This window comes from Acidovorax sp. (assembly GCF_022763525.1).
Taxonomy (GTDB): domain Bacteria; phylum Pseudomonadota; class Gammaproteobacteria; order Burkholderiales; family Burkholderiaceae_C; genus Acidovorax.
This window is the reverse complement of the sequence record NZ_JALEGG010000092.1, coordinates 1-10,787: the sequence shown is the minus strand read 5'-3', so window position 1 is coordinate 10,787 and position 10,787 is coordinate 1. Positions and strand designations below refer to the sequence as shown.

The following is a 10,787-nucleotide window of genomic DNA, read 5'->3' as shown; positions in this document are numbered from 1 at the left end:
GTCCATTGCCAAGGCCACTGGCCGTAAGTACGTGCGCATGGCCCTGGGGGGGATGCGCGACGAGGCGGAGATTCGCGGGCATCGTCGCACCTACATCGGTGCGCTGCCGGGCAAGGTGCTTCAAAGCCTCTCGAAGGTCGGTACGCGCAATCCGCTGTTCCTGCTCGATGAAATCGACAAGCTGGGCACGGACTTCCGCGGTGATCCCTCCAGTGCGTTGCTGGAGGTTCTGGACCCTGAGCAGAACCATACCTTTGGCGATCACTATGTCGAGGTGGATTTCGATCTCTCCGACGTGATGTTCGTGGCGACCTCGAACTCGATGAACATCCCGCCGGCACTGCTTGATCGCATGGAGGTCATTCGCCTGTCGGGTTACACCGAGGACGAGAAAACCAGCATTGCAATGAAGTACCTGCTACCCAAGCAGCTCAAGAACAATGGCGTGAAGGATGAGGAACTGCTCATCACCGAAGCGGCTGTGCGCGACATGGTTCGCTACTACACCCGCGAGGCTGGCGTACGCTCGCTCGAACGTGAGCTGTCCAAAATCTGCCGCAAGGTGGTCAAGGGTTTGCAACTCAAGAAGCTGGAGCCGCAGGTGGTTGTCACGGCAGACAACCTGCCCGACTTTCTCGGCGTGCGCAAGTACACCTATGGCAGAGCTGAGCAGCAGAACCAGGTTGGACAAGTGGTGGGCTTGGCGTGGACCGAGGTGGGCGGCGACCTGCTGACCATCGAGGCGGCCACCATGCCGGGCAAAGGGGTCATCACCCGCACCGGTTCACTGGGTGACGTCATGAAGGAATCGGTCGAAGCGGCCCGGACTGTGGTGCGCAGCCGCTCGCGCATGCTGGGGATCAAGGATGAAGTGTTCGAGAAGCGCGACATCCACATCCATGTGCCGGACGGTGCCACACCCAAGGATGGGCCAAGCGCCGGTGCGGCGATGACGACCGCGTTTGTGTCTGCCCTGACCGGTATCCCTGTGCGTGGCGACGTCGCGATGACGGGTGAGATCACACTGCGTGGCGAAGTGACGGCCATTGGGGGCCTCAAGGAGAAGTTGCTTGCGGCGCTGCGTGGTGGCATCAAGACGGTGCTGATCCCAGAAGAAAACGTGAAGGATCTGGCCGAGATTCCGGACAACGTGAAAAGCGGGCTCGAGATCGTGCCAGTCCGCTGGATCGACAAGGTGCTGGAAGTGGCTCTGGCAACAAAGCCTGTGCCCTTGACGGACGAGGAGGTGGCGGTGGTGGCTGCGCCTTCCGCAGACAAGGGGGTTGGCGCATCGGTTGCTGCAGATGGGTTGAAACATTGATCGAAATTTTTTGGAAGGCCCAAAAAATGCGCTACAATTCATCCCATCGCAGCAAACGTTGTACAATGTGAGGCTTCGATAAATGCGGGAATAGCTCAGTTGGTAGAGCGCAACCTTGCCAAGGTTGAGGTCGAGAGTTCGAGACTCTTTTCCCGCTCCAAATTCCACAAAAAGGGAAGCAGTTGCTTCCCTTTTTTGTCAAAGAGTGCGGATTTCTGGCGCGGTAGCAAAGCGGTTATGCCCCGGATTGCAAATCCGGTTAGTCCGGTTCGACTCCGGACCGCGCCTCCAGACACGGTCTGTATCTGATGCTTGAAGATCATGGATCTTCGTGATCAGTAGGATCGTAGAAGGATGGATGGGTTTGGAATGTTTTTTGGCTCTAAGCTGGCTGGGGTCAAAAAATGAGATATAATTTGAGGCTTGCTGATTAACACTGGCGGAAGCGTCAGATGTGGCAGGCAAATGCGGGAATAGCTCAGTTGGTAGAGCGCAACCTTGCCAAGGTTGAGGTCGAGAGTTCGAGACTCTTTTCCCGCTCCATATTTGTAAGGGAAGCTTCGGCTTCCCTTTTTTCTTGGTGCGCTGGGTCGCTGATCGGTTGATCAGTAGTCCTGTGGCCAGAGATGCGACAGGGCATTGCGTACATGCGCAGCCCGGGTTACGCTGCAACGCAGGTGTGCGCTCGGCAGCCGGCGCCCCGATGGTGAAATTGGTAGACACTGCGGACTTAAAATCCGCCGCTTTCCTGAAAAGGGGCGTGCCGGTTCGACCCCGGCTCGGGGCACCACTACGATTCAATCATGTCAAGTTACAACGCTCCCTTCGAAATCCACGTCCACGGACAAGTTCAGCTGCGCGCTGACGCGAGCTTTGATCAGCTCCAGGAGGCGCTCAAGCCTCTGTGGAAGTACGCGGGAGCCCGCTCGCTGGCCGACGGCGCGGCCAGCGCTTACGAAGAAGAGCCGGGCATCAAGTTCGACCCGCAGGAGCACCTGCTGCAGATGTGCTGGACGGTGCGGGGCGATGAGGATTTTCGCCAGTCGCTTGACGAAATGTGCATGAGTCTCAACGAACTCGCTGAGCAGGGGGCTGCCATTGAGGTCACGTTCTACGACACGGACTTCGACGAAGACGAGGAAGAGCAGGGGGCAGAGTCGCGTGATGACTTTGTCATGCTGTTCGTCGGGCCGACGCCGGCTGCCATCATGCAGGTGCAGCGTGATCTGCTGGTGCAGGACGTTGTGAACATGATGGAGCGTCACTTCGACGGTGCCGAGCTGGGTGGCGTGGTGGCCGAGATCGACAAGCTGTTCAGCCAGCGTTTTGATGCCCTGGTGAATTCGCTGGAAATCGGCAAGCCGCCGCGTGGTCCCGGTGGGGGATCCTCCGGCAGCGGACACGGTGGCAGCGGGGGCCGCCGCCCGCGCCATCTGCACTGACACTTCGCGGAGTCTATATCGTTCTTGCGGGAGCGGGGCGGCAGGCGTTGTGAGCGCTGGCCTTCAGCGGATCGACAAACCGAGCCGAACTGCCGCAGGCGTGCCGATGTTCGTGCGTACCTTCCTCCTGGCGGTCGCGTGTCCTCCGGTGTTCACCTCCGCTTGCGATCTCTGACATGGCGTCCGATCTCCCGTACCTGCGTTCTTATCCTGCGTTCTTGCAGGACCAAGCACGCGATCTCCTCTCGCAAGGCAGGCTGGGGGACGTGCTACAGCGCAAGTATCCTCAGGCCCACGCTGTGCGCAGCGACAAGGCGCTGTATGACTACGCACAGGAGTTGAAGGCGCGCTACCTGCGCAACGCGGGCACGGTCAACAAGGTGCTTTTCGACAACAAGATCCATGTGGTGCGCCATGCCCTGGGGCTGCACACGGCGGTCTCTCGCGTGCAGGGCAACCGCCTGGCGGCCAAGCACGAAATCCGCATTGCCGCGATGTTCAAACAGGCGCCCGATGAGTTTCTGCGCATGATCGTCGTCCACGAATTGGCCCACCTGCGCGAGAAGGACCACGGCAAAGCCTTCTACCAGTTGTGCACCCACATGGAACCGCAGTACCACCAGTACGAGTTCGACTTGCGGCTGTACCTCACGCATATGGAACACACGGGAAAGCGGCTATGGGGCGTGGAAATGTCCTGACAGAACTTTATCCAGATTTGCTATTTAATTGATAGCTGATTGCGCTTGAGGATTGGGCGCGATGGCCGGTTTTTTTGGGCTCAGGAAACCTGCACTGACCGGCAGCAGCTGGCGGGAAGGTCCAGCCACCGCTGAGCTGCAGCCTCCAGCATGGCCACCGGTCCGGTAGTCAGCAATTGAACTCGGCGTGCGGCATCCGGATGGGGGCAGGGCTCACCGGCTGCGGCATCCGCTGGGCGGTAAAGCAGGTCCGCCGCTTCCAGCAAGCGCTGCGTCTGGCGGGCCACGGGCTCGCCCGTCTCGATGAATTGCACCTCCGGCCCAACCAGGGCCCGCAACTCGTGGGCCACGAAAATGTAGTGCGTGCAGCCCAGCACCAGGGTATCGATCTGGCCCGGCTCGGTGCCAAAAGGACCCATGGCCTGCACATAGCGCGCGCACAAGGCGCCTGTTTCGGTGGTGTAGGCGGTGCTTCCAGGCGCAGGCGCTGGCAGCGCCTGCGCAACACTGCGCTCGATGGCGTGGGCCAGACCATCGCAGGGCTGCACGACAAACTCCGCCTGACCGGCGAGCGACGCCATCAGCTTGCCGAACTTGGCGCTGGTCAGCGTGCCCCGGGTGCCGATGACGCCGACGCGCCCGGTTTGGGTGGCGGCCAGGGCGGGCTTGATGGCAGGCTCCAGCCCCACCAGCGGCAGTTCTGGGTAGCTGCTACGCACCTCGTGGATGGCTGCTGCCGTGGCCGTGTTGCAGGCCACCACCAGTGCCTTGATGTGGTGTTGCTCGCACAGATACCGTGAGATGGCATGGGTGCGCGCGGCCACATAGGCATCGCCCCGCTCGCCATAGGGCGCATGGGCGCTGTCGGCAAGGTACACGAACCGCTCGTGCGGCATGGCGGCCAGCAGCGCGCGCAGAACGCTCAGACCACCGACGCCACTGTCAAAAACACCGATGGGAGTGGAGGCTTGCGGCATCGAGGAAACCTGGCGCGGGCTGCTGTGGAACAAAAGCTTGGATTGTAGGAAAGCCGCAGCGGTCGTGCAGGGCGCAGCCGCTGCCCATGAAAAAACCGCCCGAAGGCGGTTTGCGGAGCGTCGGTCAGCTGCGGGAGGCAGGGGCCCGGTTCAGGCCGCCGCGACCTCGATGCCCTTGAACTCACCCGAGGCGATGCGCTTTTGCCATTCGGCTGGGCCGGTGATGTGGGCGCTGGTGCCGCCGGCATCCACAGCCACGGTCACGGGCATGTCCACGACCTCGAATTCATAGATGGCTTCCATGCCCAGGTCGGCAAAACCCACAACCTTGGCCGTCTTGATGGCCTTCGAGACCAGGTAGGCGGCACCGCCCACGGCCATGAGATAGGCGCTCTTGTGGTTCTTGATGGACTCGATGGCCACCGGGCCGCGCTCGGCCTTGCCGATCATGGCGATCAGCCCGGTCTTCTCCAGCATCATGTCGGTGAACTTGTCCATGCGCGTGGCGGTGGTGGGGCCGGCGGGGCCCACGGCCTCGCCCTTCACAGGGTCCACCGGGCCCACGTAGTAGATGACGCGGTTGGTGAAGTCCACCGGCAGCTTCTCACCCTTGGCCAGCATGTCCTGGATGCGCTTGTGCGCGGCATCGCGGCCGGTGAGCATCTTGCCGTTGAGCAGCAGCGTGTCGCCGGGTTTCCAGCTGGCCACTTCTTCCTTGGTGAGCGTGTCGAGGTTGACCTTCTTGCTCTTGTTGTAGTCGGGCGCCCAGTCCACGTTGGGCCACAGGTCCAGGCTGGGGGGCGTGAGGTACACGGGACCCGAGCCGTCCAGCACGAAGTGCGCGTGGCGTGTGGCGGCGCAGTTGGGGATCATCGCGATGGGTTTGCTGGCCGCATGCGTGGGGTACATCTTGATCTTGACGTCCAGCACGGTGGTCAGGCCGCCCAGGCCCTGCGCACCGATGCCCAGGGCATTGACCTTTTCATAGAGTTCCAGGCGCAGTTCCTCGACCTTGTCGAGCTTGGCACCTGAGGCGGCCTTGGCCTGCAGCTCATACATGTCCAGGTCGTCCATCAGGCTTTCCTTGGCCATGAGCACCGCCTTCTCGGCCGTGCCGCCGATGCCGATGCCCAGCATGCCGGGCGGGCACCAGCCGGCGCCCATGGTGGGCACGGTCTTGAGCACCCAGTCCACCACGCTGTCGCTGGGGTTGAGCATGTACATCTTGGACTTGTTCTCCGAGCCGCCGCCCTTGGCCGCCACGGTGATGTCCACGGTATTGCCGGGCACGATCTCGGTGAAGATCACCGCAGGCGTATTGTCCTTGGTGTTCTTGCGGTCGAACTGGGGGTCGGCCACCACGCTGGCGCGCAGCGTGTTGTCTGGGTGGTTGTAGCCGCGGCGCACCCCTTCGTTGATGGCGTCATCCAGGCTGCCGGTGAAACCTTCCCAGCGCACGTCCATGCCCACCTTCAGGAAGACGTTGACGATACCGGTGTCCTGGCAGATGGGGCGCTGGCCGGTGGCGCTCATCTTGCTGTTGGTCAGGATCTGGGCGATCGCGTCCTTGGCTGCGGGGCTCTGCTCGCGCTCATAGGCTCGGGCAAGATGGGCGATGTAGTCGGTGGGGTGGTAGTAGCTGATGTACTGGAGCGCGGCTGCGATGGATTCGATCAGGTCGGCCTGGCGGATGGAGGTGGTCATGGCGGTTCGTGGGTGTCTTTGGCGGTGCGTTGCCGGATGCTCCGCCTGGGGCGCAGAGGTTCGCCACGGTGCGGGGGCATCCCGGTAAGCGGGCCGTATTTTGACAGAGGCGCCGTACAGCTCTCTTACGCAACCCCATGCTGGACACGCGCCCCGGCCTTTGGCGGCGCGTTGATGGGTGTCGCAGGTCAGCTTTTTGGCGCGCCGTCGTCCGGTGCGTCATCACCCTCCAAGTCCTCCGGGTCCTCTTCCTGGGGCATCCCATCGGCGCGTGGCAACCCGCTTGCGGGAGAACGCGCGGCGCCAGCACGCTGATCGGGAGCGGGACGTTCCGCGCCCGCATCGGCATCCATGTCCACGTCCAGGTCACCGGTAGTTGCATCGTCTGCGTCGGCGCCCAGCGCTTCGATGTGGTCAGGCAGGATGTCCTGTCCGTCGGAATGTTCGCTCAGGTCCGCACTGCTGCGCTCCCCTGTGCCAAATCGGTCCGTGTCGCTGTCGGGCTCGTCGCTGTAGGCACCCGCGCTGTCGCTGCCGGAGTCCGATGCGTCGCTGGGGCCGAGGCTGTCGATGCCCGTGGCGCTGTGCAGCGGAGGGAGGTTGTCAGAATCGATGCCGAGAAGACTGCTGGTGGCCATGGTGTGCTCCGGTCATTGAGGAAAGGCATGCCCGGCAGACGGCGTCGCCGCGGCAATGTCACGGTAGAGCCGATCTTGGCCGCCCAGGGGCCGCATCCCTGTCAGGGACGGCTGACATCGCTGTCAGTGAGGTTCGTTGTCAGCCATCTTTGCTCAGCGGTGCGCCGAAAGCGAGCGTTTGGGAATGCCCCGTTTGCTGTGGGGAGACACGCCCGCATCAGCACCAAGGCGCAGCTTGAGTCACACTGCGCGAAAAGAGCAGGGTCGGCAGGGATGAGCCCGTGCTTTCCGGTTAGCCGTGCGCTGCCGCCGATGCATCCATTCACCAGGAGTCTGATTTCATGAAGTTCCGCACAGAACGCGACACCTTTGGCTCCATTGAAGTCCCGGCCGACAAGCTGTGGGGCGCGCAGACGCAGCGATCGCTGCAGAACTTCGACATCTCGGGCGAGCAGCAGCCGCGCGAGATCATCAAGGCGCTGGCCCAGGTCAAGCGCGCCTCGGCCGTGGTCAACCAGGCCCTGGGCCTGCAGGACGCGAAGAAGACCGCGGCCATTGTGGCCGCCGCTGACGAAGTCATCGCCGGCAGGCACCCGGGTGAATTCCCGTTGGTGGTGTGGCAAACCGGCTCGGGCACGCAGACCAACATGAATGTCAACGAGGTGCTGGCCAACCGCGCGAGCGAATTGCTGGGTGGCGAGCGTGGCGAAGGCCGCCTGGTGCACCCCAACGACGACGTGAACCGCAGCCAGTCGAGCAACGATGTGTTCCCCACCGCCATGCACGTGGCGGCCGTGGAGGCGCTCTCGCACCGCCTGCTGCCCGCCATTGTCAAGTTGCGCGCCACGCTAGCGCAAAAGGCGAAAGACTTCGATGGCATCGTCAAGATCGGCCGCACCCACCTGCAGGACGCCACCCCGCTCACGCTGGGCCAGGAGTTCTCGGGCTATGTGGCGCAGCTGGACCATGGCGAGCGCCACGTGCGTGCCGCGCTGCCGCACTTGTATGAACTGGCCCTGGGCGGCACGGCCGTAGGTACGGGCCTGAACGCGCCCAAGGGCTATGCCGAACAGGCCGCGGCCGAACTGGGGCGCCTCACGGGCCTGCCCTTTGTCACCGCCCCCAACAAGTTCGAGGCCCTGGCGTCGGTGGATGCACTGGTGCATGCCCACGGTGCCTTGAAGACCCTGGCGGCCAGCCTGATGAAGATTGCCAACGACGTGCGCTGGCTGGCCAGCGGCCCGCGCAGCGGCATTGGCGAACTCAGCATCCCCGAGAACGAGCCTGGTTCGTCCATCATGCCCGGCAAGGTCAACCCCACCCAGAGCGAGGCCGTGACCATGCTGGCCGCGCAGGTGTTCGGCAACGACGTGGCCATCAACTTCGGCGGCGCCTCGGGCAACTTCGAGCTGAACGTGTTCCGCCCCATGGTGGCCCACAATTTCTTGCAGAGCGTGCGCCTGCTGGCCGATGGGATGGTCAGCTTCAACGACCACTGCGCCGTGGGCATCGAGCCCAACCGCGAGCGTATCACCGAGCTGGTGGACCGCTCGCTCATGCTGGTGACCGCGCTCAACACGCACATTGGCTACGACAAGGCCGCCTTCATCGCCAAGAAGGCCCACAAGGAAGGCACCAGCCTGCGCGAAGCCGCCGTTGCCTCGGGCCATGTCACGGGCGAACAATTTGACCAGTGGGTGGTGCCTGGGAACATGGTGGGGCGCTGAGTTTCTTGCGCAGGTGCCTGACGCGTAGAACGCTCCGGCCAAAATGGCCTCCAGCGCTTTTTCCATGGGTGCGAGGTGCTATTGTTTTGATAGTTTGACAAGAGTACAAGCCGGAGGGCCATGCGCCTTGCCGTCGCTCCAGCCCGCGCAGCCTCCGAGCGGTGCCATGCCCTTGTGCCGCTGTGCACGGCACGGTGCCTGATCACGTCTTGGCGGTTACCCGCCGCCTGAGCGGCTTGCCCAGAAACGCCAGCAGCCGACGCTCCGCCGCGCTCAGGCCCCTTGGTGATGCAGAGCCGCCAATGCGGTCCCACACCTCCTGCATGCCAGGGCCCGCGTCTGACGCCAGGCGCGAGCCCAGCTCCAGTACGGCCGGGTGCACGTATGACTTCTTGCACACGGCCGGTGTGTTGCCCAGCTGGCGCGCCACCTCGGCCAAGATGGCCTTGGCGCTGTAGCGCGTGTTTTTGTCGGCCGCAGCAGGGGCATCGGTCTGGGTGCATGCCAGCCGCGTCAGCTCCAGCGCCTGCGTGGTGCCGTGCCAAGTGCGGAAGTCCTTGGCGGTGAAGTGATCGCCCCCCGCATCCGCCGCGCCGTGCGTGATTTCGCGCAGGTAGTCGTTCACGTCGCCCGAGCCCACGGTGCGCGGGGTACCGTCTTCATCCTCGTACTGGAAGAGTTCCTGCCCCGGCAGTTGCTGGCAGCGCCGCACCACGCGGGCTACGCGCGGGTCGCTCAATTCCGCCTCTTGCCACACGCCGCTTTTGCCGCGAAAGCGCAGGCGAAGCTGGCTGCCCTTGAGCTTTGCGTGGCGCGTTCGCAGCGTGGTGAGGCCGTACGAGCGGTTGGTGGCGGCGTATTCCTCGTTGCCCACGCGCAGGTAGGTGGTGTCGAGCAGTCGCACCAGCGTGGCGAGTACCAGTGTGCGTTTCAGGGGCTGGCCGCTGCGGTGCGCCGCCAGGTCGCGCGCCACCCGGCTGCGGATCCGGGGCAGCGCCCGGCCAAACGCCAGCATGTGTTCGAACTTGCCCTCGTCGCGTTGCGCGCGCCACAGCGGATGGTAGCGGTACTGGCGACGCCCGCGTGCATCCAGCCCCGTGGCCTGCAAGTGACCGTGGGGCAGGGGGCAGATCCACACGTCGGTATACGCGGGCGGAATGGCCAGGCGCTGGATGCGTGCGATCTCGTCCTCGTCCTTGAGCCATTGCCCGTCTGGCAGGCGGTAGCGAAACGCCTTGGTGCCGCTGCGCACGCGGGTGAGGCCGGGCATGGCGGGTGTGACGTACACCAAGCCACCCGGCAGCTTCTGGGGGCGGGTGGTGGGCCGAGGATGTGCAGGTACGCGGGGCGACGGGGGCGGGGCGGGCATCGGGGCGAACAGGCGAAAGTGACCAAGGCGTGCCCCGATCACACCCTTGCCCGGGCGGTGGTGGTGTAGGTGTGCTGCGTGCGTTGGGGTGAGACGGGGGGCATATTGTCGGTGGCCCGTTTGCGTCGAGTTTGAATCGAAATCGGCTGTGGCGCTTATGAGTTAAGCGTTAAATGCTATGAAAAACGTAGCTAACGTACAGCCTGAGAAAGCTCACTCCGCACCCGTCGGGTCCAGCGCAAAACCGACGCCGTACACCGAGCGAATCCAGTCGCTGCCGTCTGCGTTGGCGGCCTTGAGCTTTTTGCGCAGGTTCTTGATATGGCTGTCGATGGCGCGTTCATTCACATCCAGCGTGTCGTCGTAGGCGTGGTCCAGAAGTTGCGCGCGAGAGAAGATGCGCCCAGGCTGATGGGCGAAGACCTGCAGCAGACGGAATTCGCGCCGAGTGAGGCCCAGCGGCGTGCCGTGCAGCGTGGCTTGCCATTGCGACTCGTCGAGCATCAGGGCCGCCACCTTGCCGTGGGCGGTCGATGGCTCCTGCGCGGCCGCCGCGCGGCGCAGCACGGCCTTGACGCGGGCCACCACCTCGCGCGGCGAAAACGGCTTGCAGATGTAGTCGTCCGCGCCCAGCTCCAGGCCGATGAGGCGGTCTACCTCTTCGACGCGGGCGGTCAGCATGATGATGGGGTGCTGGGTGTGGCGGCGCGCCTGGCGCAGGATTTCAAGCCCATCCAGGCCGGGCAGCATGATGTCCAGCAGCGTGAGGTCCCGCGGCGCAGCCCGCAAGCTGGCGAGCGCCCCGCGGCCCACGGCCAGGTGTTACACGGTGTAGCCCCCGTGGCGCAGGTAGTCCACCACCAAGGCGGCGATGTCGGGTTCGTCTTCGACGACCAGGATGCGGTGGC

At 63.9% G+C, this 10,787-nt stretch carries 8 protein-coding genes, 4 tRNA genes and 1 pseudogene; 8 read left to right on the top strand and 5 right to left on the bottom strand.

Annotated features, from left to right (window positions below):
- The 7 genes from lon to MRY84_RS07390 all read left to right on the top strand — a co-directional run.
- The coding region (gene lon / locus MRY84_RS07420) for an endopeptidase La (RefSeq protein WP_291505093.1) at positions 1 to 1,321 on the top strand (1,321 nt) is incomplete at its 5' end.
- Positions 1,322 to 1,405: 84 nt separating this feature from the next.
- Positions 1,406 to 1,481, top strand: a tRNA-Gly gene (locus MRY84_RS07415).
- Between the two features lie 57 nt (positions 1,482 to 1,538).
- Positions 1,539 to 1,612 (top strand) — tRNA-Cys (locus tag MRY84_RS07410).
- Between the two features lie 176 nt (positions 1,613 to 1,788).
- Positions 1,789 to 1,864 (top strand) — tRNA-Gly (locus MRY84_RS07405).
- A gap of 154 nt (positions 1,865 to 2,018) precedes the next feature.
- Positions 2,019 to 2,111: transfer RNA gene (locus MRY84_RS07400), tRNA-Leu, on the top strand.
- A 13-nt stretch (positions 2,112 to 2,124) separates the two neighbouring features.
- The gene (locus MRY84_RS07395) at positions 2,125 to 2,763 is read left to right on the top strand and encodes a DUF6806 family protein (RefSeq protein WP_291505092.1); all 639 of its coding nucleotides are present in this window, start codon (positions 2,125 to 2,127) and stop codon (positions 2,761 to 2,763) included.
- A 176-nt stretch (positions 2,764 to 2,939) separates the two neighbouring features.
- Complete coding sequence (locus tag MRY84_RS07390) at positions 2,940 to 3,464, top strand: M48 family metallopeptidase (protein ID WP_291505091.1); 525 nt, start codon at positions 2,940 to 2,942, stop codon at positions 3,462 to 3,464.
- 80 nt (positions 3,465 to 3,544) lie between these two features.
- Here MRY84_RS07390 and MRY84_RS07385 read toward each other — a convergent pair whose 3' ends face one another.
- From MRY84_RS07385 to MRY84_RS07375, 3 genes are all read right to left on the bottom strand, one after another.
- Positions 3,545 to 4,441 (bottom strand): glutamate racemase, encoded by an 897-nt coding sequence (locus tag MRY84_RS07385; RefSeq protein ID WP_291505090.1) that lies wholly within the window; start codon positions 4,439 to 4,441, stop codon positions 3,545 to 3,547.
- Positions 4,442 to 4,591: 150 nt separating this feature from the next.
- Positions 4,592 to 6,145 (bottom strand): fumarate hydratase, encoded by a 1,554-nt coding sequence (locus tag MRY84_RS07380; protein WP_291505089.1) that lies wholly within the window; start codon positions 6,143 to 6,145, stop codon positions 4,592 to 4,594.
- 188 nt (positions 6,146 to 6,333) lie between these two features.
- Positions 6,334 to 6,783, bottom strand: coding sequence for a hypothetical protein (locus MRY84_RS07375; protein ID WP_291505088.1), 450 nt, complete (start codon positions 6,781 to 6,783; stop codon positions 6,334 to 6,336).
- 341 nt (positions 6,784 to 7,124) lie between these two features.
- Between MRY84_RS07375 and fumC the strand changes: the two genes are divergently transcribed.
- Complete coding sequence (gene fumC / locus MRY84_RS07370) at positions 7,125 to 8,510, top strand: class II fumarate hydratase (RefSeq protein ID WP_291505087.1); 1,386 nt, start codon at positions 7,125 to 7,127, stop codon at positions 8,508 to 8,510.
- 202 nt (positions 8,511 to 8,712) lie between these two features.
- Here fumC and MRY84_RS07365 read toward each other — a convergent pair whose 3' ends face one another.
- Both MRY84_RS07365 and MRY84_RS07360 read right to left on the bottom strand, forming a co-directional pair.
- Positions 8,713 to 9,879, bottom strand: a complete 1,167-nt coding sequence (locus MRY84_RS07365) for a DNA topoisomerase IB (protein ID WP_291505086.1) — start codon at positions 9,877 to 9,879, stop codon at positions 8,713 to 8,715.
- Between the two features lie 213 nt (positions 9,880 to 10,092).
- Positions 10,093 to 10,779 (bottom strand): annotated as a pseudogene (locus tag MRY84_RS07360) (response regulator).
- Between the last annotated feature and the right edge of the window lie 8 nt (positions 10,780 to 10,787).

Excerpts from the sequence above, each read along its gene's own strand:
- MRY84_RS07395 (WP_291505092.1), top strand. The coding sequence starts at position 2,125 with ATGTCAAGTTACAACGCTCCCTTCGAAATCCACGTCCACGGACAAGTT.
- MRY84_RS07390 (WP_291505091.1), top strand. The coding sequence starts at position 2,940 with ATGGCGTCCGATCTCCCGTACCTGCGTTCTTATCCTGCGTTCTTGCAG.
- MRY84_RS07385 (WP_291505090.1), bottom strand. The coding sequence starts at position 4,441 with ATGCCGCAAGCCTCCACTCCCATCGGTGTTTTTGACAGTGGCGTCGGT.
- MRY84_RS07380 (WP_291505089.1), bottom strand. The coding sequence starts at position 6,145 with ATGACCACCTCCATCCGCCAGGCCGACCTGATCGAATCCATCGCAGCC.
- MRY84_RS07375 (WP_291505088.1), bottom strand. The coding sequence starts at position 6,783 with ATGGCCACCAGCAGTCTTCTCGGCATCGATTCTGACAACCTCCCTCCG.
- fumC (WP_291505087.1), top strand. The coding sequence starts at position 7,125 with ATGAAGTTCCGCACAGAACGCGACACCTTTGGCTCCATTGAAGTCCCG.
- MRY84_RS07365 (WP_291505086.1), bottom strand. The coding sequence starts at position 9,879 with ATGCCCGCCCCGCCCCCGTCGCCCCGCGTACCTGCACATCCTCGGCCC.